This window comes from Nocardioides nematodiphilus, assembly GCF_020216525.1.
GTDB classification, from domain to species: domain Bacteria; phylum Actinomycetota; class Actinomycetes; order Propionibacteriales; family Nocardioidaceae; genus Nocardioides; species Nocardioides nematodiphilus.
Window position 1 is genome coordinate 25200 of the sequence record NZ_JAIWOY010000005.1, and the last position, 21260, is coordinate 46459.

At 70.4% G+C, this 21260-nt stretch carries 25 protein-coding genes; 11 read left to right on the forward strand and 14 right to left on the reverse strand.

Features of this window, described 5'->3' with window-relative positions:
- Complete coding sequence (locus KSO98_RS10035) at positions 1-462, reverse strand: nitroreductase family deazaflavin-dependent oxidoreductase (protein ID WP_225285336.1); 462 nt, start codon at positions 460-462, stop codon at positions 1-3.
- Positions 463-517: 55 nt separating this feature from the next.
- On the opposite strand from KSO98_RS10035, the gene KSO98_RS10040 reads away from it, so the two are divergent.
- Positions 518-1468, forward strand: coding sequence for a 1,4-dihydroxy-2-naphthoyl-CoA synthase (locus tag KSO98_RS10040; protein WP_225285337.1), 951 nt, complete (start codon positions 518-520; stop codon positions 1466-1468).
- Positions 1469-1839: 371 nt separating this feature from the next.
- Here the strand turns inward: KSO98_RS10040 and KSO98_RS10045 are convergent, their stop codons facing one another.
- The 4 genes from KSO98_RS10045 to pgm form a co-directional block, all read right to left on the reverse strand.
- On the reverse strand, positions 1840-2514 hold the full coding sequence (locus KSO98_RS10045; RefSeq protein ID WP_225285338.1) for an HAD family hydrolase: 675 nt from the start codon (positions 2512-2514) through the stop codon (positions 1840-1842).
- Positions 2515-2695: 181 nt separating this feature from the next.
- Entirely contained in the window at positions 2696-3388 is a 693-nt protein-coding gene (locus KSO98_RS10050; protein ID WP_225285340.1) for a hypothetical protein, read from the reverse strand.
- 118 nt (positions 3389-3506) lie between these two features.
- Positions 3507-3671, reverse strand: coding sequence for a hypothetical protein (locus KSO98_RS10055; protein WP_225285341.1), 165 nt, complete (start codon positions 3669-3671; stop codon positions 3507-3509).
- A 29-nt stretch (positions 3672-3700) separates the two neighbouring features.
- Entirely contained in the window at positions 3701-5335 is a 1635-nt protein-coding gene (pgm, locus tag KSO98_RS10060; RefSeq protein WP_225285343.1) for a phosphoglucomutase (alpha-D-glucose-1,6-bisphosphate-dependent), read from the reverse strand.
- A 145-nt stretch (positions 5336-5480) separates the two neighbouring features.
- On the opposite strand from pgm, the gene KSO98_RS10065 reads away from it, so the two are divergent.
- A complete protein-coding gene (locus tag KSO98_RS10065; protein ID WP_225285344.1) occupies positions 5481-5678 on the forward strand; it encodes a hypothetical protein in 198 nt (65 codons plus the stop codon).
- 13 nt (positions 5679-5691) lie between these two features.
- On the opposite strand, the gene KSO98_RS10070 is transcribed toward KSO98_RS10065, so the two are convergent.
- Genes KSO98_RS10070 through KSO98_RS10080 form a run of 3 tightly spaced genes read right to left on the reverse strand, consistent with a single transcriptional unit; the run spans position 5692 to position 7470 of the window.
- Entirely contained in the window at positions 5692-6348 is a 657-nt protein-coding gene (locus KSO98_RS10070) for a zf-HC2 domain-containing protein (RefSeq protein ID WP_225285346.1), read from the reverse strand.
- A complete protein-coding gene (locus KSO98_RS10075; RefSeq protein ID WP_225285347.1) occupies positions 6345-6875 on the reverse strand; it encodes a sigma-70 family RNA polymerase sigma factor in 531 nt (176 codons plus the stop codon). Before KSO98_RS10075 ends, KSO98_RS10070 begins: the two co-directional genes overlap by 4 nt.
- 31 nt (positions 6876-6906) lie before the next feature.
- Positions 6907-7470, reverse strand: a complete 564-nt coding sequence (locus KSO98_RS10080) for a COG4315 family predicted lipoprotein (RefSeq protein WP_225285349.1) — start codon at positions 7468-7470, stop codon at positions 6907-6909.
- A gap of 120 nt (positions 7471-7590) precedes the next feature.
- Between KSO98_RS10080 and KSO98_RS10085 the strand changes: the two genes are divergently transcribed.
- Positions 7591-8016 (forward strand): hypothetical protein, encoded by a 426-nt coding sequence (locus KSO98_RS10085; RefSeq protein ID WP_225285352.1) that lies wholly within the window; start codon positions 7591-7593, stop codon positions 8014-8016.
- Here the strand turns inward: KSO98_RS10085 and KSO98_RS10090 are convergent.
- Positions 8000-9484, reverse strand: a complete 1485-nt coding sequence (locus KSO98_RS10090; protein ID WP_225285354.1) for an FAD-binding oxidoreductase — start codon at positions 9482-9484, stop codon at positions 8000-8002. The genes KSO98_RS10085 and KSO98_RS10090 overlap by 17 nt on opposite strands.
- Before the next feature lie 39 nt (positions 9485-9523).
- Here KSO98_RS10090 and KSO98_RS10095 point away from each other — a divergent pair, with 39 nt between their 5' ends.
- Complete coding sequence (locus KSO98_RS10095) at positions 9524-9988, forward strand: heme-degrading domain-containing protein (RefSeq protein WP_225285356.1); 465 nt, start codon at positions 9524-9526, stop codon at positions 9986-9988.
- On the opposite strand, the gene KSO98_RS10100 is transcribed toward KSO98_RS10095, so the two are convergent.
- The 3 genes from KSO98_RS10100 to KSO98_RS10110 form a co-directional block, all read right to left on the reverse strand.
- Positions 9978-10652, reverse strand: coding sequence for a TetR/AcrR family transcriptional regulator (locus KSO98_RS10100; RefSeq protein ID WP_225285357.1), 675 nt, complete (start codon positions 10650-10652; stop codon positions 9978-9980). The genes KSO98_RS10095 and KSO98_RS10100 overlap by 11 nt on opposite strands.
- 76 nt (positions 10653-10728) lie before the next feature.
- Positions 10729-11451: an IclR family transcriptional regulator gene (locus tag KSO98_RS10105; RefSeq protein ID WP_225285359.1), complete on the reverse strand. Its 723-nt coding sequence runs from the start codon at positions 11449-11451 to the stop codon at positions 10729-10731.
- Position 11452: 1 nt separating this feature from the next.
- A complete protein-coding gene (locus KSO98_RS10110) occupies positions 11453-12217 on the reverse strand; it encodes an IclR family transcriptional regulator (protein WP_225285360.1) in 765 nt (254 codons plus the stop codon).
- Between the two features lie 254 nt (positions 12218-12471).
- On the opposite strand from KSO98_RS10110, the gene KSO98_RS10115 reads away from it, so the two are divergent.
- Both KSO98_RS10115 and KSO98_RS10120 read left to right on the forward strand, forming a co-directional pair.
- Positions 12472-13656 (forward strand): acyl-CoA dehydrogenase family protein, encoded by a 1185-nt coding sequence (locus KSO98_RS10115; protein ID WP_225285362.1) that lies wholly within the window; start codon positions 12472-12474, stop codon positions 13654-13656.
- Positions 13656-14861: a CaiB/BaiF CoA transferase family protein gene (locus tag KSO98_RS10120; protein WP_225285363.1), complete on the forward strand. Its 1206-nt coding sequence runs from the start codon at positions 13656-13658 to the stop codon at positions 14859-14861. Before KSO98_RS10115 ends, KSO98_RS10120 begins: the two co-directional genes overlap by 1 nt.
- A 151-nt stretch (positions 14862-15012) precedes the next feature.
- Here KSO98_RS10120 and KSO98_RS10125 read toward each other — a convergent pair whose 3' ends face one another.
- Positions 15013-16206, reverse strand: a complete 1194-nt coding sequence (locus KSO98_RS10125) for an acyl-CoA dehydrogenase family protein (RefSeq protein WP_225285365.1) — start codon at positions 16204-16206, stop codon at positions 15013-15015.
- A 26-nt stretch (positions 16207-16232) separates the two neighbouring features.
- Entirely contained in the window at positions 16233-17096 is an 864-nt protein-coding gene (locus KSO98_RS10130) for an alpha/beta fold hydrolase (protein WP_225285366.1), read from the reverse strand.
- Between the two features lie 180 nt (positions 17097-17276).
- On the opposite strand from KSO98_RS10130, the gene KSO98_RS10135 reads away from it, so the two are divergent.
- Genes KSO98_RS10135 through KSO98_RS10155 form a run of 5 tightly spaced genes read left to right on the forward strand, consistent with a single transcriptional unit; the run spans position 17277 to position 21142 of the window.
- On the forward strand, positions 17277-18275 hold the full coding sequence (locus KSO98_RS10135) for an ABC transporter substrate-binding protein (RefSeq protein WP_225285368.1): 999 nt from the start codon (positions 17277-17279) through the stop codon (positions 18273-18275).
- A 22-nt stretch (positions 18276-18297) separates the two neighbouring features.
- Positions 18298-19146, forward strand: coding sequence for an ABC transporter permease (locus KSO98_RS10140; protein WP_225285370.1), 849 nt, complete (start codon positions 18298-18300; stop codon positions 19144-19146).
- Position 19147: 1 nt separating this feature from the next.
- Positions 19148-19924, forward strand: a complete 777-nt coding sequence (locus tag KSO98_RS10145) for an ABC transporter permease (protein WP_225285371.1) — start codon at positions 19148-19150, stop codon at positions 19922-19924.
- The gene (locus KSO98_RS10150) at positions 19924-20727 is read left to right on the forward strand and encodes an ABC transporter ATP-binding protein (RefSeq protein WP_225285373.1); all 804 of its coding nucleotides are present in this window, start codon (positions 19924-19926) and stop codon (positions 20725-20727) included. Before KSO98_RS10145 ends, KSO98_RS10150 begins: the two co-directional genes overlap by 1 nt.
- Position 20728: 1 nt before the next feature.
- Positions 20729-21142: a heme-binding protein gene (locus tag KSO98_RS10155; RefSeq protein WP_225285374.1), complete on the forward strand. Its 414-nt coding sequence runs from the start codon at positions 20729-20731 to the stop codon at positions 21140-21142.
- Positions 21143-21260 lie beyond the last annotated feature (118 nt).

The following is a 21260-nucleotide window of genomic DNA, read 5'->3' on the forward strand; positions in this document are numbered from 1 at the left end:
TCAGATCCTCTCGAGGACGAAGAGCGGGATCGTACGGCCCGCCGCCTCCGCGCGCGGGCGGTACTCGGCGTACGGCTCATAGACCTCGACGCCGCGCTCCCACCACGCCTCGTACTCGCTCTGGTCCTCGATCAGGCGCGCCCGGTAGAGCGCCGGCTCGGGGCCGTCCTGCAGCTGGACCACCGGGTTGGCGAGGAAGTTGTGATACCAGACCGGGTGCTCCGGGGCGCCGCCCTTGGACGCGACGGCCAGGTAGGCGCCGTCGTGCTCGACGCGCATCACCGGGTTCTTGCGGAGCTTGCCGCTCTTCGCGCCCTTCGAGGTGATGACGACGATCGGCCAGTCCTCCCGATCCGCCAGATGCCAGGCCTCCTTGCCGCCGGTCGACTCGTAGGCCTCGACCTGGTTGCGCACCCAATCGGCCGGGCTGGGCTCGTACTCGCCTTCGAGGAGATCAGTCATGACATCCACAGTGCCCATCCGCGGCCGGATATTCCAGGGCGGATAGCCTCACGCCATGAGTGCGATCGACGGCGTGAGCGACACCTTCGACCCCGAGCAGTGGGACGAGGTGCCCGGTTTCGAGGACCTGACGGACCTGACCTACCACCGCGCGAAGGCGCACGGGACCGTGCGGATCGCCTTCGACCGCCCCGACGTGCTCAACGCGTTCCGCCCGCACACCGTCGACGAGCTGCTGCGCGTGCTCGAGCACGCCCGCATCTCCGCGGACGTGGGCTGCGTGCTCCTCACCGGCAACGGCCCGTCGCCGAAGAACGGCAAGCACTCGTTCTGCACCGGCGGCGACCAGCGCATCCGCGGCAAGGCGGGCTACCAGTACGAGGAGCAGGGCTCCACGTACGACGCCTCCGCGACCGGCGCCGCCGAGCCGAGCGCGATCGACAAGGCCAAGCTCTCGCGGCTGCACATCCTGGAGTGCCAGCGGCTGATCCGGTTCATGCCGAAGATCGTCGTCTGCGTGGTGCCGGGCTGGGCGGCCGGCGGCGGCCACTCGCTGCACGTGGTCTCCGACCTCACGATCGCCTCGCGTGAGCACGCCCGCTTCAAGCAGACCGACGCCGACGTGGGCTCCTTCGACGGCGGCTACGGCTCGGCCTACCTGGCACGCCAGGTCGGCCAGAAGTTCGCCCGTGAGATCTTCTTCCTCGCCGAGGAGTACTCCGCCGAGGACGGCGTCCGGATGGGCACCGTCAACCGCGCCGTCCCGCACGCCGAGCTCGAGGCGGTCGCCCTCGACTGGGGCCGGATGATCAACGGCAAGTCGCCCACGGCCCAGCGGATGCTGAAGTACTCCTTCAACCTGCTCGACGACGGGCTCGTCGGTCAGCAGCTCTTCGCCGGCGAGACCACCCGCCTGGCGTACATGACGGACGAGGCGCAGGAGGGCCGCGACCAGTTCCTGGAGAAGCGCGAGCCCGACTGGAGCCCGTACCCCTGGTACTACTGATCTGGCGTGTTTCCGCAGGTCAGAGCGGCATGCCCTGATTGCTGTGCAATCACTGTGCACAGATTCCTCCGGCGGAGGGCGTTCCGGGTGAGGCCGTGGCACGGCCGCGTCGATGCAACCGCTTCGGGTCAGGACAGGGCAAGTCGTCGGTTCGATGACCCCAGACGGCCCGACGGTTCGAGTGCCACGCGCCGTGTGCGAGCTGAGCGGGCCTTGGTCGGCTCAGTGAAGCGGGCTGGTGACATATACGCCCCGCAACACACCGTCGGCGGTATAGCCACCAAGCAAGAATCTCTCGCTAGCAGCGAGCGGACACCGTGTCAGATGCCGAGGGACTTAGCGCTTGCCGGCACGCAGTCATGAGGAACTCGTCAGCGATGGACGGGGGACAGGTAGTCATCCCACCTCAGTTCGATCAGGTCCTGGACCGTGTCGACCACAAGCGCGGCGCCTGCGTCAAGGAGTTCGGCGGTGCTGATGCCGCCCGAACGGAGCCCGATGCAGGACAAGCCTGCGCGTGCGGACGATTGCACGTCGTAGACCGTGTCGCCGACGAGGACAGCGCGCCCGACGCCCGGGAGCCGGTCGAGCGTTGTGCCGAGGAGGTCGGGTTCCGGCTTGGACTCCTCGACGTCCTCGGCGGTCGTGAGGGCCTCGATCTCGTCGGCGACTCTGAGCCGCTCGACCGCCTCCTGGGAGAACTCCGGATCACCAGAGGAGGCGAGCGCCACCCGGTAGCCCTCCGCTCGGAGCCGGACGATCACCTCTCGTGCACCGGGAAGCGGCTCGACCTCGTGCCGCAGAGGTAGGTACTCCGTTCGCCAGGCTTCGCGGAGCGCGTCGCCGAGCCGCTCCTCGGTCGCCTCCCCTGTCACGTGTGCGACCAGCCGGTCACCGCCCATGCCGATCGCGCGATGGATCCGCCACATCGGGACGACCAGGTCGTGTCGCGCGAAGGCGCGCTGCCACGCGAGGGCGTGGTGGTACGTCGAGTCGAGGAGGGTGCCGTCGATGTCGAAGAGCACCGCCGCGGAGGAGGGGTCCATCACGCCTCCCGCACTGGGAGCCGCGCCGGTGACGGGCCGGTGGCCGGCTCGACGTCTTCCGCCTGGTGGGCGTGGCTCACCACCTCGCGTGGGCCGTGCTCCGTCATCAACGTGTCGCTGAACCTGGTCATGGAACCCTGGTACCCGCGACCGGGCTCCCATCAGACAATCTTCGACCGCCTCAGCAAGACAGATGCTCCGCCGCCGCTCTGGAGCGGGTGAAGGCATGCACCTGCCTGTTGCCGCGCATCCAGCTGTCCAGCCACATCCTCTCGGCCGCCTGGGGGGAGAGCGTTCCGCTGCGGAGCATGTCCATGCTCATCACGTGGTGGCGCCAGGTCGCCAAGGTGACCTCGGCGAGATCCAGCGAGTGGTTGCGTGCGACCACCGCCGCATGACAGCGGCGCAGGTCCTGGTCCGCGGATGCCATCCAGCTCTTCGGGCAGTGGTCGCTGCGCTTGCTGTAACGCTTCTCCGCGCGAGCGAAGGCCTGCAGGTTCGCCTTCGCACCCACCCTCGTATCGTTCCAGAACTGGGTGGCCTGCTGGAGCGAGATGGCTCCGGTGACCAACTTGTTCATCGCCCCGATGTGGACCTCCCATTGCGCCAACGCGGCGTCGGCGGCCTGGAGCGGGGGCTTCTGCGCGTAGTACACCCCGGCGCAGTCCTGCGCCCGGGCGATCGCGGTCCGATCCGCCGATGACCCGCTCAGCAGGCGCGCCCCGCTGGCGTCCGGACGCGCGTGGTCGTCGGAGTGCCCCGAGTGCACCACCGAGAAGCCCAGCCAGGTGAGCCCGACGACGAGAGCACCGGCGAGGACGCCCGCGGCGAAGACGGCGAGGGGCTCACGGTCCGGCACGCGGAGATCAGACATGATGTTCCTCCCGAGACTCGCTTACCTCCGGCTTTACCCTCGCCCGTGCGCTCTTCAACGCTCACGGAGAGGTTTAACCAGGATTGGGGAGGTGGTGCCAGGAGGGTCGGCAGTACGGCTACGCCTTGCGCCTGGCGGCGCGCTGGGCCTGGAGCCGAGCCGCTGCCTGCTTGATGCGCTGCTGGTTCTCAGGCTTGCGGCCGATGTCGTAGGCCTTCTTCGCGAGGCCGAACAGGATGGCGGTGCGGGCGAGTCTCATCCAGCCCGGTACCCCGGACGACATCGACAGACCAGAGCGAGCGCGGGCAGCGCTCAGCCGAGCGCCGCCGTCACGACCGCCTGCGCCTCCTGCTGCACCTGGGCGAGATGCTCGGGTCCGCGGAACGACTCGGCGTAGATCTTGTAGACGTCCTCGGTGCCCGAGGGACGGGCGGCGAACCACGCCGACTCCGTGGTCACCTTGAGTCCGCCGATCGCGGCGCCGTTGCCGGGAGCGGTGGTCAGCTTGGCGGTGATCGGCTCACCGGCCAGCTCCGCGGCGCTCACGTCCTGCGGCGTCAGCCGGGCGAGTGCCGCCTTCTGCTCACGGGTGGCCGCGGCGTCGGTGCGTGCGTACGCGGGCTCGCCGTGGGCGGCGACCAGCTCGCGATAGCGCTGCGAGGGCGTCGAACCCGTCGTCGCCAGGATCTCGGAGGCGAGCAGGGCCAGGAGGATGCCGTCCTTGTCGGTGGTCCACACCGAGCCGTCGTGCCGCAGGAACGAGGCGCCCGCCGACTCCTCCCCGCCGAAGCCGAACGACCCGTCCTGGAGGCCGTCGACGAACCACTTGAAGCCCACCGGGACCTCCACCAGCGGCTTGCCGAGCGAGTCGGCGACGCGGTCGATCATCGAGCTGGAGACCAGCGTCTTGCCGATCCGGGCGGTCTCCGGCCAACCGGGGCGGGCGCCTCCGAAGAGGTGCTCGATCGCGACGGCCAGGAAGTGGTTGGGGTTCATCAATCCGCCGTCGGGCGTGACGATGCCGTGACGGTCGGCGTCCGCGTCGTTGCCCGTGCTGATGTCGAAGTCCGCCCGCCGCTCGACCAGCGACGCCATCGAGTACGGCGAGGAGCAGTCCATCCGGATCTTGGCATCCCAGTCGAGCGTCATGAAGCGCCAGGTGGGATCGACGACGGGGTTGACCACCGTCAGGTCGAGTGCGTGCTGCTCCGCGATCCGCGCCCAGTACTCCACCGAGGCTCCGCCGAGGGGGTCCGCGCCGATCCGGACCCCTGCGCGGCGGATCGCGTCGAGGTCGACGACCTGAGGGAGGGCGTTGACGTACGCGCCGAGGAAGTCGTACGAGGTGATCGCCCGCAGCGCGCGCTCGTACGGCACCCGCAGCACGTCGCGCAGGCCGCCCCGGATGAGCTCGTTGGCGCGCCGGGCGATCCAGGTGGTGGCCTCGGAGCCGGCGGGGCCGCCGTGCGGCGGGTTGTACTTGAAGCCCCCGTCCGCCGGCGGGTTGTGAGAGGGCGTGATCACGATGCCGTCGGCCAGGGCCGATGCGCCGGTGGTGCCCGCGTTCGCCGTGATGATCGCGAGGGAGACCGCGGGGGTGGGCTGGTAGCCCTCCTGAGCCAGCACCGTCACGTCGTTGGCGACCAGCACCTCGATGGCGGTGGCGTAGGCCGGCGCGGACAGGGCGTGGGTGTCGCGGCCGAGGAAGAGCGGACCCGCATACCCCTGGAGGCGGCGGTAGTCGCAGATCGCCTGGGTGGTGGCGAGGATGTGGTGCTCGTTGAACGAGGTGCGCAGCGACGACCCGCGGTGGCCCGAGGTCCCGAAGGCGACCTGCTGCTCCGGGTCCTCGGGATCGGGCGTGTGCGTGAAGTACGCGGTGACCAGCTGGGCCACATCGACGAGGTCCGCGAGAGTGGCGACGGTGCCGGCGCGTGGATCAGCCATGGGGTTGCCCTTCGATGGTGGGGTCTGTCATCGGTGCTCGCGGCTCCAGGCCGCGACCGACACGCTACGCCGCGTCTTCGCCGCCCCCTGGTGGGGTACTGGTCGCACGGCCGGCACGGCCCGCGACCAGGCGAAGGAGAGAGCGATGAGCCAGTCACCGCACGGCACGGACGATCCTCGGGAGATCGTCGAGGACCTCGAGACCAGGGCCGAGCACGAGGCGACCACCCCGGGCGAGGACACCACGGAGAAGAAGGACAGCCCCGACCTCGCCGACAAGGACCGCGGCGATCAGTCCGACATCGCGCCGTCGGTCCCCGGCTCGCCGGAGCCGCCGGACTGAGGCTCGCACCGGGTCAGTTCTGCAGCTCCAGCAGGGTCGTGCCGCCGGTGTCGCTGATGTCGATCGCCGCGATCTGGTCGGCCGCGAGCGAGGAGCTCGTGGTGAAGGTGATCGGCTGCCCGTCGTTGAGCTGCCACGTCCCGAGCGCCGTCACCTGCCCGGAGCGCGAGCGCGCCGAGAGCGTGTACGCGTACCCCGTCGCCGCCGTGGCGGTGCGATCCCAGCAGTGCACCGTGATCCGGGTGCCGGTGTCGGTGGTCTCCAGACGCGCGGTGGCGCTGAGCGACGTCGGCTGGACGGCGGCCATCGGGCGGCTGTCCGCGCCGCTATCCGAACGGCCTGCGATCAGGACCGCCCCCAGGATGAGGACGCACGCCGCGGCGAGCGCGCCGAGACCGAGCCGGAGCGTCCGGCGACGTCGGCGCTCCCGCCGTTCGGCCGTGAGCAGCCGGGGGAGCAGGGTGTCGGGCAGCGGCGGGACCTCCTCGACCTGGTCGAGGTCGCTCTCCTCGCTGACCTGGAGGAACGGCATCACCGACTCGACGTCGGCGACCTCCGAGCGGCACGCGGAGCAGGTGGCGAGGTGCTCCTCGTACGACGCCCTCTCGTCGGCCCCGAGCGCGCCCATGACGTAGGCCGCGGCGCTCTGTGCGTACGGGTCGTGGCTCATGCCATGCCTCCCAGCTCCTCGAGGGCGATGCGCAGCGCGCGGATCGCGTAGTGCGTGCGTGACTTGACCGTGCCCGGGGCGATGCCGAGGATCGCGGAGGCCTCCTCGACGCTGCGCTGGCGGTAGTAGCACTCGCGGAGCACCGCCCGATGCTCCGGCGAGAGCCGGGCCAGCGCCTGCCGTACGACGTCTCGGTCGTCGACCGCCTCGGTCCCGTCCGGCACCCCCGCGTCCGGCAGCTCCTCGCGGACCGCCTCGTGACGGGCCCGCGCGGAGCGGCTGTCGTCGATGATGATGCGCCGCGCGACCGCGTATAGCCACGGCCGCGCGCTGCCCCGCTCGGGATCGAACGCCCTCGGATTGCGCCAGGCGCGGATGAAGGTCTCCTGCACCACGTCCTGCGCCCGGGCGCTGTCGCCGTCGGTGAGGCGGAGCGCGTAGCGCCACAGCGCGGCGCCGTGCTCGTCATGGAGCGCGCGCAGCAGTTGGGCACCTTCCGGTGCGGGGCCGACCGGCACAACGATCATGGTGCTCCCCGCATGGCCGCGTTGTCGCGCATCAGTAGCCGTTGGAGCCGCCGGCCGGACTCGATCCGCCGGCGTCGCTGGTGATCGCCGCGCCGGCGGGGGTGAGCAGCCACCACTTGGCACCGAAGCCGTCGCTGCCCTGGCCCGAGGTCTGACCGGCCTTCGTGTCCGAGGCGAAGTAGTACAGCGGGTGGCCCTGGTAGGTGACCTGGGTCTTCCCGTCCGAGCGGGTCGTGGTGCCCAGGTCGGCGGCGACGGCCGACTGGGTCGCCTTGGGGGCGCCGTCGGTGAGGACCGGTGGCCACACCGTGGCGCACGCGCCGGAGCAGGACGACGTGCTGCCCTTGTCCGCCATCCACAGGTAGACCGCGCGGCCGTCATCGGCCGTGAGGTAGGTGCCGTACCCGCCGCTCGCCGTGCCGATCGTCTCCGCCTCGCCGTCGCCGGACGACCCCGAAGCGGTCGCACCGCCACCGCCGGCCGTGGCGTTGTTGGAGGTCGAGCCGCAGGCGGCGAGGACGGCCACGGCCGCCATGGCGACGGCCGGCAGCGCGAGCCGCCGCGAGGCCGGTCGCCTGATGTCTGTGCGGATCATGGTGGTCCCCTTCTCCTCGTGGGCCCGGGTCGGGTCCCTGACCCCTTCACGGAGTCCGCGGCGCGTCGGTTCAATCCGGATCGGATTGAACTCAGGGGCACTCCGCCTCGTGTCATCGGCATGGAGCGACGCAGTGGGTTCGAGTGGGTGCTGGTGGCCGTCGTCGTCGCGGGGCTGGCGGTCGATGCCTACGTGCACCTCCACCTGGCGGGTGACTACGCGCTGGTCCGGACCCGCTTCATCAGCCAGGCGGCGCTGTTCCGGATCGAGGGCGCCGCGGCCCTCGTCGCGGCGGTGCTGCTGATCGCCTGGCGCAGCTGGATCTCGGCCGCGATCGCCTTCGCCGTCGCGGCGGGTGGCGTCGTGGCGGTCGTCCTCTACTACTCCGTCGACCCCGGCCGGCTCGGACCGCTCCCCGACATGTACGAGCCGGTCTGGTACGCCGAGAAGACCTGGAGCGTCTACGCGGAGGCCGTGGCGGCCGTTGCTGCGCTCGTCCTGGTCGTGACGGGTCTGCGGCGACGCGCGGCTACTGCGGCTGGGTGAAGAGCCGGTCGGGGTCGTACGTCGCGCGCACCTGCTGAAGGCGCGGCCAGTTGGCGCCGAAGTAGGAGGTCCCCGGGTCGGCGAGCGACGCGTCGGCGTAGTTGACGTACGCGTGCTGGCCCCACGCCGGGGTCATCGCCGCACGGAACGACGAGACGTACGAGCGGGCGGTGTGAGGCGCCCGGGTGGCGTCGGCCCCGCTGGCCCAGGTCGCCGTGTACTGCACCGTGGCCAGGGCCGCGCGATGCACGAACGCCGTCGACCTCGGGGCGAGGGAGCCGACGTGACCGCCGAGGGCGTCGATCGAGATACCTGCCTCGTGCAGCCCCGGCGGCACGTCCGAGGCGTGCGCCACGATCGTCGAAGCGGCGGCACCCGGAGCGTCGTACGCGACATGCGACGTCGCGGCGAACGCCTCGCGCGCACCTGACCCGGCGTAGGCCTGCATCGCGGCCAGGTAGCTGCGGGTGTGATCGAAGCGACCGGTCGGCCGGGTCGCGAGCAGGGGCGCGAGCATCGCGTCGAAGCCGGCCGGTGGCCCGACCCAGGTCACCGTCGCACCCATGGACATCCCGGACGGGTGGGCGGCGCCGCCGAGGAGCTTGAGGGTCGACCACGCCCGCGCGTCGGCCGAGCCGATCCAGTCGAGCCACGCCGGGATGACCGCCGCAGCACGAGCCGCCGGCCAGGTCAGATAGGTCGAGACCACCGTCGGCGCCGCGACGGTCGCGAAGGTGAGCGCGGTGACGACGCCGAGGTGGCCACCGCCCCCGCCACGCAGCGCCCAGAAGAGATCCGGGTGCGAGTCCGCCGAGGCCGTGACGCGCTGCCCCGAGGCCAGCACCACCTCGGCCGAGCGCAGGTGATCACAGGTCAGGCCGTACGCCCGGGTCAGCACCCCGACCCCGCCGCCCTGGGTCAGGCCGGTGACACCGACGGTCGGGCACGAGCCGGTCGGCAAGGCTCGGTCGTGGGAGGCCAGCGCGGCGACGATCGGCGCCAGGGTCAGCCCGGCGCCCACGGTGAGAGAGGTCCCCGACCACGACATCGCCGTCATCGGGCGCACGTCGACGACCAGCCGCCCCGCACCCGCCGACCAGCCGGGATAGGAGTGCCCGCCGGCCCGCAGCGCGATCGGCACCTGGTGCTCGCGGGCGAACGCGAGGGTCGTCGCGACCTGCGCGGCGGTGGTGCAGCGCGCGATCGCGAGCGGCCGGGCGGAGTCCCATCGCGGGTTGGGGGTCAGCCGCAGCTGGTCGTACGACGACGACGCGGGCCGCACCAGCGGCACGTGCCGAGCGAGGCGGCGCCAGGGGATCGGCCCGGCGGACGCCGAGCCGGCCGGCAAGGCGAGCGCCGGCGAAGAGGATCGAGCGGCCGCCGGCTCCTGGCTGTCGCACGCGGCCAGCCCGGTGAGTGCTCCGACGCCGCCGAGCAGCGTCGCTCGCCGGCTCCAGCTCGCGGTCATGAGGCCATCGTTCCACGACGACATGAGAGGGTTCTCAGCGTGCCCCACGACATCGACGCCGACCTGATCGCCCGCATCGAGGCCGAGGAGGCCGAGCTCGTCCTCGACGGCTTCTCGAACGACGACGCCTGGCGGCTCGGCACCATCGCGTACGACCTCGCGAGCCAGCGCGATCTCGCCGTCGTGATCGACATCCGCAAGGGCATCCAGCAGATCTTCCACGCCGCCCGCGAGAACACCACGGCCGACATGGACGCCTGGATCGAGCGGAAGGTCCGGACGGTGTATCGCTTCGGCGCGAGCTCCTATCTCGTCGGCCGGCGCCACGGCGGCAACTTCACGGCGAGCACGCAGCTTCCCTTCACCGAGTACGTCGCCCATGGCGGCGCCTTCCCGATCCGGGTGAGGGGGACCGGCATCGTCGGCGTGCTCACGATCTCCGGTCTCCCGCAGGAGGACGACCACGCCCTCGCGGTCGAGGCGCTGCGCGCGTTCAGGGGCTGACAGGGTCGCCGCCGTCGCGCAGTCTCGCGGCGATCCGCTCGCCGAGCAGGACGAGTGCCTCGGCCAGGTGCGCGTTGGGCCCGCCGAGTGCCCGCGACGGATCGGCCTGCATCGCGATGAAGGCGCCGTCGAAGCCGGCGATGCCGAAATGGTCGAGCTCGTCGGCGACCGCGGCGGCGATCTCGTCGCCCAGGTCGCTGAAGGTCGAGCGGATCATGGTGTTCATCAGGAGCCGGCCCTCGTCGCGGACCTTCGTGATGGTGTCGGCGACCTCGACCTCCTCGGCCTCGGCCGACAGGATCAGGATCATGTGCAGGCGCAGGAACTCCTGGCGCGCGGTGAAGACCTCGCCGGTCCGCTCGAGGTACCACGCCATCCGCTCGCGATGGGTGCCGCCGCTCGGCGGGTTCGCGTGCGCCTCCCGCATCGCGTGGAAGAAGTCGTGCAGGCCGCGCTCCATCACGGCCGTGAGCAGGCCGGCCTTGGAGTGGAAGTGGTGATAGACCGCGCTCTTCGGCAGACCCGTCTCGGCACCGAGGACGGAGAGCGAGGTGGCGGCGTACCCGCGCTCTGCCATCAGCCGGGAGGCGACCTCGAGGATCTCCTCGCGCGATCGCCGGCCGCGGCGGTTGCCACCGGTGCTGCGGCGCGGATCGTGCTCCATCAACGCAGCATAGGACGGTTGCCTCGGTTTCCCGGGACGTCGCCAGCACGAGGCCGCGGGTCGCCCGTTCCGCGACTCAGGCGCCGAGCGCGCGGGCGATCTCGCGGGCGGAGCCGACCACGAGCGGACGCAGCTCGGCGCAGCGCTCGGCGGGCAGTCGGCTGGACGCGCCGGCGACGGTGAGGGCGCCGAGGGCCTCGCCCGTACGCGTCAGAACGGCGGCCGAGATGGCGGTGAGGCCACTCTCCACCTCGGCGGTGGAGGTGGCCCAGCCGCGCTCGCGCAGGAGGGCGAGTTGGCCCTCGTCGGGCCAGGACGCCTCGGTGGCGTCGTCGGCCTGCTGACGCGCCTCGGCACGGGCCCGGTCGGTGGCATAGGCGAGCAGCAGCTTGCCGGAGGCGCCCACGCCCAGGGGAAGGATCGTGCCGAGCCGGATCACCGGGCGCAGCGTCTGGGGTCCGGGGACGCCCGCGGCGCAGACGCGGTGGTTGCCCTCCGGGACGTGCAGGTGGACGCTCTCGGCGACCTCGTCGGAGAGGCGGCGCATGATCGGCTCGGCTGCCTGGCGGATGCCGAGGGCGAGGTCTGCGGCGTGGCCCCACTGCACCAGCCGGTAGCCGGAGGTGTAGTTGCCGTCCTCGAGCCGCCGGGCCATGCCGAGGCCCACCATCTCGTTGAGAAGACGGTGGGCCGAGGACTTGGGGAGCCCGACCTCGTCGGCGATGACGCCGAGCTTGGCGGGCCCGAGATTGCGATTGAGGACGTCGATGACCTGGGCGGCCTTCTCGAGCACCGACACGTCAGACCGCCGAGGCGGCGCGCTCGCGCAGACCCTGGCTCACGGCGCGCGCGGCGCCGGTGACGATATGGGTCAGGCCGGGGAGGTTGTGGTGGTCCTGGTCGGCGACGGCCGAGATGGTCGAGCGGATCGCGCCGACCTCGTCGAAGATCGGAGCGCTGACCCACACCTTGCCGGCAAAGGGGGCGACCGCCACACCCGTGCGGCGGATCTCGCCGAGCTGCTGGCGCAGTCCGAAGTCGGACGCCTGGTGGGTGATCTCGGCGTCGGCCCGCTCGAGCAGGCGACGGCTCTCCTCCAGGGGCAGATGGGCAAGCATCACGCGACCCGGTGCGGTGCCGGCGATCGGCATGTTGCGCGGGGCGGTCCAGCTGCGGAAGGCGGTACGCCCGGCGATGACGTCGGCGACCACCATCCGCTCCCCGTCGATGGAGGAGAGGACGGCGACCTCGCCGGTCATGGCGTGCAGGTCGACGAGGCACGGACGCGCCACGTCCTTGAGCGCGCGGCTGCTGGGGACGTCGCTGCCGAGGCGCCACAGGCGGCGGCCGAGGCGGTAGCGCCCACGGCCGGCACGCTCGATCGCACCCCACTCCACGAGGTTGGCCAGCATCCGGTGAACGGTGGCCGGAGGGAGGCCGGTGTGCGCGCAGAGCGCCGTGATCGACTGCTCCTGCTCACCGCCGGCGAAGCACTCCAGGATGTCGAACGCGCGACCGAGAACGGATCGCTTGCTCTCGAAGAGCTCGGCCGTGGCAGTGGACATCGGATCCTCCGGGAATGCGGGTGAGGCTTTGGGAAAGTCGGAACGACGTTCCAATCCGGAACCCCGTTCCTTTATCCGGAACGTCGTTCAGCATAGTTGTGACGACAGTCACTGGCAACGCCGTGCGCGTAAAGATTTCCTCTCAGTGATACGAGTCCTGCCATACGCGCTCCGAAAGCGGTGTGCTGAGACTCGTTCCCGTTGCCTGCCCTCGTCGTCCCTGTCGCGGCGAAGGCTGATCAGAGAGGTCCGTCATGGCCGCTATCGAGTCGTCCGCCTTCAGCCTCACCGAGGAGCAGCGCGCGATCCGCGACGCGATCGACACGCTCTGCAAGCCCTTCGGTAACGAGTACTGGGGAGAAAAGGACCGCACCCACACGTACCCCGAGGAGTTCGTCGACGCGCTCTACCGCGACGGCTGGATGAGCATGCTCATCCCCGAGGAGTATGGCGGCGGCGGTGCGGACATCCGCGATGCCGCGGTCGTCCTCGAGCAGCTCGAGCGCAACGGCTGCCACGCCGGCGCGGCCCGCGCAGGCATGTACACGATGGGCGCGATCCTGCGCCACGGAAGCGACGAGCAGAAGCAGCGCTACCTGCCCCGGATCGCCTCCGGCGAGCTGCGCCTGCAGTCCTTCGGCGTCACCGAGCCCAACGCTGGCTCGGACACCACCCGCATCAAGACGTTCGCCGTCCGTGACGGCGACGACTACGTCATCAACGGCAACAAGATCTTCATCAGCCGCGTCCAGCACTCCGACCTGCTGCTCCTGCTGACCCGCACCAAGAAGCGCGAGGACGCCACCAAGCCCTCCGACGGGTTCTCGGTCTTCCTGGTCGAGCTCAAGGACGCGATCGCGTCGGGCCAGATCGTCGTCACCCCGATCGCCACGATGGTCAACCACGAGACGAACGAGCTCGCGATCCGCGACCTCCGGGTGCCGGCCGCGAACCTGATCGGCGAGGAGCACAAGGGCTTCAAGGTGATCCTCTCGGGCATGAACTCCGAGCGTGTCATCGTCACCTCGGAGTACATCGGCGCCGGCTTCCACCTGATCGACCGCGCCGTCGAGTACGCGAACACCCGAGAGGTCTTCGGCCGCAAGATCGGCCAGAACCAGGGCGTACAGTTCCCGCTCGCCGAGGCGTACGCCCGGCTCGAGGCGGCCTCCCTGATGCGCTGGCGCGCCGCCGAGATGTACGCCGCGGGGGAGAACCCGCGCTTCGAGGTCGGCGCCGCCAAGTACCTCGCCAGCGAGGCGCTGTGGCAGGCCGCCGACGCGGCGTTCTCCACCTTCGGCGGCTATGCCGCCACCGAGGAGTACGGCATCGCGCGCAAGTGGACCGAGGCCCGCCTCCCGCGCACCGCCCCCATCTCGAACAACCTCGTCCTGGCCGGCATCGCGCACGGCACCCTCGGCCTGCCGAAGTCGTTCTGATGAGCGCCCCCGGATCCCTCACCGGGCTGCGGGTCGTCGAGATCGGCACCTCGGTCGCGGCACCGTTCGGCACCCAGATCCTGGGTGACATGGGTGCCGAGGTGATCAAGGTCGAGCGGCTCGGCAGCGGTGACGACACCCGGTCGTGGAACCCGCCGAGCTGGTCGGGCGAGTCGATCGCGTTCATGTCGTTCAACCGCAACAAGAGGTCGCTCGCGCTCGACTACAAGACCGTGGAGGGCCAGGAGGTCCTGCGCAAGCTGGTCACCTCCGCGGACGTTCTGGTGCAGAACCTGCGACCCGGCGCGCTGGCCAAGGCCGGCTTCTCCGTCGAGGAGCTGCGCGCGCTCAACCCGCGGCTGATCATCGCCGACCTGTCCGGCTTCGGGCACACCGGGCCGCGGGCCGCGCAGCCGGCGTACGACCCGCTGCTGCAGGCGTACTCCGGCATCGTCTCGATCACCGGTGAGGACGGTGGCGATCCGGTCCGGGTGCCCGTCTCGCTGCTCGACATGGGCACCGGGATGTGGATGGCGATCTCGGTCTACGAGGCACTGCGCCGTCGTGACGCCAGCGGTGTGGGCTCGCACGTGCAGCTCTCCCTGCTGCAGACCGCGTTGACCTGGATGACCTCGCCGATGATCGGCCAGGCGGCCGGCAACCCGGCACCCGCGCGGCTGGGCTCGGGCTTCCGCGGAGTGGTGCCCTACGGCGCCTTCCCGACCGCCGACGGCCACGTCTTCATCTCGGCCGGAAACGACGCGCTGTGGCGTCGCCTGCTCGGCGCCATCGGCGCCCTCGACCTCGACGAGCGGCCCGGCTTCAAGACCAACCCGGAGCGCAACGAGCGCCGTGCCGAGGTGACCGCCGCGCTCTCCGAGCGGACCTCGGCGTTCGGGCTCGACGAGATCGTCGGCCTGTTGGAGGCCGCCGGGGTGCCGCACTCGCCGGTGAACACGGTGGATCGCGTCTTCCGAGACCCCCAGGTGCAGGCCATCGGGATGATGCAGCCGCTGCCGCACCCGGTTGTCGACGACCTGCAGGTCGTGAACCTGCCGATGACCTTCGACGGCGACTACCCCGAGCTGCGCACCGCCCCGCCGGTGCTGGGCGAGGGTGCCGCCGAGGTGCTCGCCTCGCTCGGATTCAGTGAGGCCGACGTCGCCGCGCTGGCGGCGGAGAACGTGATCGAGCTGCCTGAGTAGGCCCTCGTCGGCACATCCCCACCTGGCAGGAGGCCCGGTTCCGTGAGGAGTCGGGCCTCCTGTCGTCAGTGCTGCGTCGGAGTCGGCGAGGGCATCGACGGCGAAGGGCCCTGTTCCGGATTCCGGAGCAGGGCCCTTGCGGTGCAGAGCGTCAGACGCGCGCCGAGGGAGGCAGCGGCAGACCCATGTGGCTGAGCCCGAAGGTCTGGTACGTCGAGTCCTCCTGGTTGGCCTGGTGTGCGGCGCCCATGTGCACGTCGCGCCAGAACCGGTTGATCGCACTGCCGCCGCGCAGCGCGTTGCCGCCCGCGAGCTTGACCAGCTCCTCGACGGCGCCGACGGAGCGGTGCACGGCACGGACCTGATCGCGGCGGGTGCGGGCGCGCAGGTCGAGCGGGATCTCGCGACCCTCGAGGGCCAGGTCCCACATCTGCTCGAAGCCGCCGAGGAACTGCATGACGGAGGCGTCGATGTCCGAGGCGGCCTCGGCGAGGACGAACAGGTGGCGTGGGTCCGTCGAGGTGGATACACCCTTCACCGTCACCCGTGAGCGCATGTACGCCGATGCGGCGCCGAGCGCCCCGACCGCGGCCGACAGCGTGGCGCCGGCGATGGCGCCGTTGAACATCTGGTGGAACGGCATCCGGTAGGTCGGGGAGTCGTACCGGCCGGCGTTCTTCGCCAGGTCGAACGTGCCGAGGTCGGCAGAGTTGATCACCCGGTGCTCGGGGATGAAGGCATCGTTGATGATGATGTCCTTCGAGCCCGTGCCCTTGAGGCCGGCGACGTTCCACGAGTCCTGGTCGATCTCGTAGTCGGCACGCGGCAACACGAAGTGACGCAGCGGGTTGCCCTTGATCGGCGCACCGTCAGCGTCGGTGATCAGGCCGCCTAGGATGATCCACTCACAGTGGTCGGTGCCCGAGGAGAACGGCCAGCGTCCGCTGAAGATGTACCCGCCCTCGACGGTCTTGGCCCGACCGAACGGGGCGTACGGAGAGGCGGTCCAGGTGTCGGCCTTCTCGCCCGACGCACCCCAGATCTCCTCCTGCAGCCGACGGTCGGCCTGCGCGAGCTCGAAGGCGTGCACGCCGACGACGCCGGCGACCCAGGCCGCCGAGGTCGACTGCGACCCCATCGCGATCAGGCTCTGGAAGAACTCCACCGGAGAGCCCTCGAGGCCGCCGAGGTCGGCCGGGTGCAGGATCTTCGCGATCCCGGTCGCCTTCATCGTGGCCACGGTCGCGTCGGGCAGGCGCCCGAGGGCGTCGGCCTCCTCGGCCTGGGCCGCGAAGAAGTCAGCCAGCTCCTCGACCTTCGCCAGCACGCTGAAGTCGTTGCTCATGTTCGGTGTCCTTTCGAGTGCCCGGCTCAGTGGGCGAGGAGGTCTTCGAGGTGGACGTCCAGCAGGCGGTTGAACTGGGCGGCCTTCTCGACCTGGGCCCAGTGGCCGCACTGGTTGAACGCGACCAGCGTCGAGTTCGGGATGAGGCTGAGCAGCTTGACGCCGTTCTCGAAGACCACGACGCGGTCGTCGCGGCCGTGGATGATCAGCGTCGACGCCTGGATCGAGGCGATCTCGTCCTCGCTGGCGGTACCGCGTCGCGGCTTGCCGATGCCGGCCACGAAGTTCGCGAGGTGCTCGGGGTAGGCCAGGGCGCGGTCGGAGCGCTCTTTGGCGAGCTCGGGGCTGCGGAACTTCGTGTCGAAGCAGAAGACGTCGACGAACTTCTGCATCCGCTCCGGAGAGGCGTCCCGGTAGGCCGCGAGCAGCAGCTTGTAGCCCTCGGACGGGCCCCCGCCGGGCAGGAAGAGCTTGCTGCCCGGTGCGCCGGCGCCGAGCGTGACGAGGTGGGTCACCCGCTCCGGGTTGTCGGCTGCGACCTTCAGCGAGGTCGCGCCGCCCATCGAGTTGCCGACGAGGGCGACCTGCTCGATGCCGAGGGCGTCGAGCAGCTCGATCACCGTGCGGGGGTGGTTGCGCTCCTCGTACGTGGCGGGGACCGAGGCACCCCAGCCGGGCATGTCGGGCGCGATCACCCGGTAACGGTCAGCGAGGTGCAGCATCTGGCTCTTGAAGTTCGACCAGCCGGTCGCACCCGGGCCGCTGCCGTGCAGCATCACCACGACGGGCGCTCCAGCCGGACCGGCCGCGTTGTAACGGACCGTGCCGCTGGGCGTCTCGACGGTCCTACTGGTCCCGTCCTCGGTCAGGGTCTCGGGCAGGGTCGCCATCGCACACTCCTCGCGTCACAGTCATTACAGGCGTCTTCGAAACGTGACGCTAGCCACGGCAGGACAAGGTTCCCGGGGCTCCGATCACCTACCGGAATTGGTGCTGACTGGCCGCCCTGCGTCGGGTGTGCTGGGTCACAGATACCCCGGCCGAGCCAGGCCGATCCCCAAGGAGAACCCATGAACCGGAACAAGCTCAGCGCCGTCGCCGCCGCGGCCGTCGCTGCCCTCTCTCTCGGAACCCTCAGCGCCTGTGGCTCGTCCTCGAGCGGCAATGCCAACGCCGCCTCGACCGGTACCGTCAAGGTCGCCGTCTACCCGAGCTTCAGCTCGCTCGGCGCCTACGAGGCGATGGCGGACGGCGCGTTCAAGGACGCCGGACTGAAGGTCTCGTTCGTCACTGTGAACACCCCCGCCGACGTGGCACCGCTGCTCTCCAGCGGCCAGGTCCAGTTCGGTCTGATGGACATGACCACCCCGGTCCTGGCTGCTGCCAAGGCCTCCTCGGCCCCGTTCGTCTTCGACGCTCCCGCCACCAAGGGCACCCCGCTGACCTCGGACGGCTGGGGCACGGCGAACGTGTGGGTGAAGAAGGGCTCCAAGATCACCTCGGTCAAGGACCTGCAGAACAGCAAGTTCGGCATCCCGCAGCTCAACAGCCAGCTGTGGCTGGACGTGCGCAGCAACGTCGACGCGGCCGGCGGCGACTCCTCGAAGATCCAGTGGGTCCAGATCCCCGACCCGACCCAGAATCTGACCCAGATCAAGTCGGGCCAGATCGACGCCACCACCTCCGCTGAGCCGACCGGTACGGGCTGGGCCGCCGACCCGAAGGTCTCGCACCTGGCCGGCTTCGTCAGCAACGAGGGCCACATCGCGTACTCGTTCGCCTCCACCAAGGACTTCGCCGCCAAGAACGCCGACGTGGTCGACAAGTTCCGCACCGCCATCATCGACGGCAACACCGCCTTCAACGCCCTCGATGCCGCGGGCAAGGCCAAGCTGGCGGGTACCGTCAACGACAAGTGGCCGGCCGAGCTCCTCTCCAAGGCCCGGTACTCAAACTTCGGGGTCGCTGCGGTCTCCGCCGACGACGTCCAGTTCTCCATCGACCGGATGAAGAAGTACCAGATGCTGGACGCGAGCTCCTCGCTGAAGGCCACCGACCTCCTCCCGTAATCACCTCGCAAGGTCGAAATCCATGAGCAGCAGCACCATCTCCGGGGAGTCGAGGGCGGTCACGTCCGGCCGCGACTCCCGGGGTGGGCGCCCGAGTAACGTCCGCGCCCGCCTCATCACCGTGGCGCAGCGTCTCGGCGCCCTGGTCGTCGTCCTGGCCCTGTGGACCTGGTTCGCCAGGACCAAAGGCGCCGACGCCAACTTCCCCACGCCCCCGCAGGCGCTCGACAAGCTCGGCGAGCTGATGCGCACCTCCGCCTACTGGCATGCCGTCAGCGAGACCCTTCTGACGGCGCTGATCGGCTTCGTCATCGCCGCCGCGATCGGCATCCCGCTCGGCATGCTGATCGGGATGAGTCGACGGGCCCAGCTGAGCACGCAGTTCCTGGTCGACTTCGGCCGGACGATCCCGGTGATCGCGCTGCTGCCCCTGGCCATCCTGGTGCTGCACATCGGCCGGACGATGGCGGTCTTCCTCATCGTCTTCGGCGCGGTGTGGCCGCTGCTGGTCCAGGCGACCTATGCGGTCGCCCAGATCACGCCGCAGTCGCGGCAGGTGGTCAGGGCCTTCCGGATCTCCACCATCGAGCGCATCCGGTTCGTGTACGCGCCCTCGATGCTGCCGTTCCTGATGACCGGGCTGCGGATCGCGGCGAGCATCAGCCTGCTGATCGCCGTCACCGCCGAGTACCTGGGTCGCGTGCCCGGCCTCGGCGTCGAGATGCGTGACTCGGGTGAGACCGATCCGCGGGCCACGTTCGTCTACATGCTCACCACAGGTGCCCTCGGCCTGATGCTCAACGTCGGGCTGGTCGTGCTGCAGAAGCGCGTGCTGTGGTGGCACCCCTCCCAGCGCGGAAAGGTCGACTGAAATGCGGATCCTGCAGCGCATCGCCTGGGAGATCTGGCTGCCGCTCGTACTGGTGGCTGCCTGGTGGATCGTCAGCGCGAACAGCACCGACACCTACTTCCCGTCCTTGCACGCCATCCTCGACCGCTCCCGCGAGCTCTGGTTCTGGGAGGGCACCCGTGAGGACGTCCTGCCCAGCCTGCGCCGCCTCGCGATCGGCTACCTGATCGCTTGCGTCGTCGGCGTGCTGGCGGGTCTGGTGCTCGGCTCGGTGCACTGGCTGAGCAACGCGTCGCGTCCCTACATCGAGTTCTTGCGCTCGACGCCCGGTATCGCCCTGATGCCGCTGGTCTCGCTGGTCTTCGGTCTCGGCGACAGCTTCAAGATCGTCACCATTGCCCTGGTGTGCTGCTGGCCGGTCCTGCTCAACACGATCGACGGCGTGCACGGCGTCGAACCGCAGCTGAGCGACGTTGCCCGCAGCTACCGGATGACGACCGCCGATCGCGTGCGGTTCATCCTCCTGCCGAGCGCGGCCCCGCAGATCTTCGCCGGCGCCCGCACCGCCCTGGCCATCGGCGTGATCGCGATGACCGCGACCGAGATGATCGGCATCGGCGGTGGCCTCGGCTTCTTCACGCTCAACGCGAGCACGTCCTTCGACTACACCGGCCTCTGGTCCGGGATCATCGCGCTCGGCGTGGTCGGCTACATCCTGAACAAGCTCTTCGCCCTCGTCGAGCGCCGGCTCATCGCCTGGCACTACGGACTGATGGCACACAGCCAAGGAGGCAACTGATGACGCAGCACCCCGCCACGCCCGCCGGCCCCGGCGCGCCGCTGATCAGCGTCCGGGGCCTCGGGCACGCGTACGGCCCCCGGCAGATCTTCCAGGACCTCGACTTCTCCGTCGAGAAGGGCGAGTTCGTCTGCATCGTCGGCCCCTCCGGCGTCGGCAAGACCACCCTGCTGGGCTGCCTGACCGGTCTTCAGAGGCCCACCGACGGGACCGTGCACTTCGACGGCGAGCTCGTCAAGGGCACCCCACAGGGGCTCGCGATCGTCTTCCAGGACTACAGCCGCTCGCTGATGCCGTGGCTCTCGGTACGGGACAACGTGGCGCTGCCGCTGCGCTCGGCGGGCGTCGGCAAGAAGGAGCGCATCGTCCGGTCCGCCGAGGCGCTCGCCGAGGTCGGCCTCGCGGACTTCCTCGACTCCTACCCGTGGCAGCTCTCGGGCGGCATGCAGCAGCGCGTCGCGATCGCGCGCGCTCTGGCGTTCAACCCGAAGGCGATCGTCATGGACGAGCCCTTCGCCTCGGTCGACGCCCAGACCCGTGCGGACTTGGAGGACCTCGTCCTGAAGGTCCGCGACGAGCTCGGTATCGCGGTCATGCTGGTCACCCACGACATCGACGAGGCCGTCTACCTGGCCGACACGGTGCTGGTCCTGTCCGGCAAGCCCGCCACCGTGAAGGCGCTGATCCCGGTCGACCTGCCGACGCCGCGCGACCAGCTCGGCACCAAGGCCGAGCCGCGGTTCGCGGAGCTGCGCAGCGAGATCTACACGTACATCAAGAAGCCCGCGGTCGCGACCGCGTGAGATGGTGATGCTGACCTACGGCAAGGCCCTCGCCGTGCTCGAGGCCGCACGCGCGGCGGCAGCCGAGGAGTCCCTTACCGGGGCGTTCGCCGTGGTCGACGCGGCCGGCAACGACCTCGCCGTCGGTCGCGAGGCGACGGCGGCGTGGTTCACGGGCGCCGTGGCACGGGCGAAGGCCCGGACGGCGGCCAGGTTCGGAAGACCGAGCGTGGAGCTGGCCCACCTCGCCGAGCACTTCTCCGACGTGCTCGCGATCGCCACCGACGAGGCCGGATTCCGTCCGGTGACCCTCGACGGCGGCGTCCCGCTGTTCCGGGACGGCGTGCTCATCGGCGCCATCGGCGTCAGTGGTGGCGCGCCGGAGGCCGACCGGCGCTGCGCGGATCGCGCGGCCGCGGCCCTCGCTCGCGTGTGACGAGGACGACAGCGAGTTTTCCACCCGCTGCGAGAAGGCCCGTGCGCCGCGCCCCGGCGCAGCAGGGTTGAGACAACACCGCCGTCGGCCGTCGCCCGAGACGCGAGGAGAGGACATC

Excerpts from the sequence above, each read along its gene's own strand:
- KSO98_RS10035 (WP_225285336.1), bottom strand. The coding sequence starts at position 462 with ATGACTGATCTCCTCGAAGGCGAGTACGAGCCCAGCCCGGCCGATTGG.
- KSO98_RS10040 (WP_225285337.1), top strand. The coding sequence starts at position 518 with ATGAGTGCGATCGACGGCGTGAGCGACACCTTCGACCCCGAGCAGTGG.
- KSO98_RS10045 (WP_225285338.1), bottom strand. The coding sequence starts at position 2,514 with ATGGACCCCTCCTCCGCGGCGGTGCTCTTCGACATCGACGGCACCCTC.
- KSO98_RS10050 (WP_225285340.1), bottom strand. The coding sequence starts at position 3,388 with ATGTCTGATCTCCGCGTGCCGGACCGTGAGCCCCTCGCCGTCTTCGCC.
- KSO98_RS10055 (WP_225285341.1), bottom strand. The coding sequence starts at position 3,671 with ATGTCGTCCGGGGTACCGGGCTGGATGAGACTCGCCCGCACCGCCATC.
- pgm (WP_225285343.1), bottom strand. The coding sequence starts at position 5,335 with ATGGCTGATCCACGCGCCGGCACCGTCGCCACTCTCGCGGACCTCGTC.
- KSO98_RS10065 (WP_225285344.1), top strand. The coding sequence starts at position 5,481 with ATGAGCCAGTCACCGCACGGCACGGACGATCCTCGGGAGATCGTCGAG.
- KSO98_RS10070 (WP_225285346.1), bottom strand. The coding sequence starts at position 6,348 with ATGAGCCACGACCCGTACGCACAGAGCGCCGCGGCCTACGTCATGGGC.
- KSO98_RS10075 (WP_225285347.1), bottom strand. The coding sequence starts at position 6,875 with ATGATCGTTGTGCCGGTCGGCCCCGCACCGGAAGGTGCCCAACTGCTG.
- KSO98_RS10080 (WP_225285349.1), bottom strand. The coding sequence starts at position 7,470 with ATGATCCGCACAGACATCAGGCGACCGGCCTCGCGGCGGCTCGCGCTG.
- KSO98_RS10085 (WP_225285352.1), top strand. The coding sequence starts at position 7,591 with ATGGAGCGACGCAGTGGGTTCGAGTGGGTGCTGGTGGCCGTCGTCGTC.
- KSO98_RS10090 (WP_225285354.1), bottom strand. The coding sequence starts at position 9,484 with ATGACCGCGAGCTGGAGCCGGCGAGCGACGCTGCTCGGCGGCGTCGGA.
- KSO98_RS10100 (WP_225285357.1), bottom strand. The coding sequence starts at position 10,652 with ATGGAGCACGATCCGCGCCGCAGCACCGGTGGCAACCGCCGCGGCCGG.
- KSO98_RS10110 (WP_225285360.1), bottom strand. The coding sequence starts at position 12,217 with ATGTCCACTGCCACGGCCGAGCTCTTCGAGAGCAAGCGATCCGTTCTC.
- KSO98_RS10115 (WP_225285362.1), top strand. The coding sequence starts at position 12,472 with ATGGCCGCTATCGAGTCGTCCGCCTTCAGCCTCACCGAGGAGCAGCGC.
- KSO98_RS10120 (WP_225285363.1), top strand. The coding sequence starts at position 13,656 with ATGAGCGCCCCCGGATCCCTCACCGGGCTGCGGGTCGTCGAGATCGGC.
- KSO98_RS10125 (WP_225285365.1), bottom strand. The coding sequence starts at position 16,206 with ATGAGCAACGACTTCAGCGTGCTGGCGAAGGTCGAGGAGCTGGCTGAC.
- KSO98_RS10130 (WP_225285366.1), bottom strand. The coding sequence starts at position 17,096 with ATGGCGACCCTGCCCGAGACCCTGACCGAGGACGGGACCAGTAGGACC.
- KSO98_RS10135 (WP_225285368.1), top strand. The coding sequence starts at position 17,277 with ATGAACCGGAACAAGCTCAGCGCCGTCGCCGCCGCGGCCGTCGCTGCC.
- KSO98_RS10140 (WP_225285370.1), top strand. The coding sequence starts at position 18,298 with ATGAGCAGCAGCACCATCTCCGGGGAGTCGAGGGCGGTCACGTCCGGC.
- KSO98_RS10145 (WP_225285371.1), top strand. The coding sequence starts at position 19,148 with ATGCGGATCCTGCAGCGCATCGCCTGGGAGATCTGGCTGCCGCTCGTA.
- KSO98_RS10150 (WP_225285373.1), top strand. The coding sequence starts at position 19,924 with ATGACGCAGCACCCCGCCACGCCCGCCGGCCCCGGCGCGCCGCTGATC.
- KSO98_RS10155 (WP_225285374.1), top strand. The coding sequence starts at position 20,729 with ATGGTGATGCTGACCTACGGCAAGGCCCTCGCCGTGCTCGAGGCCGCA.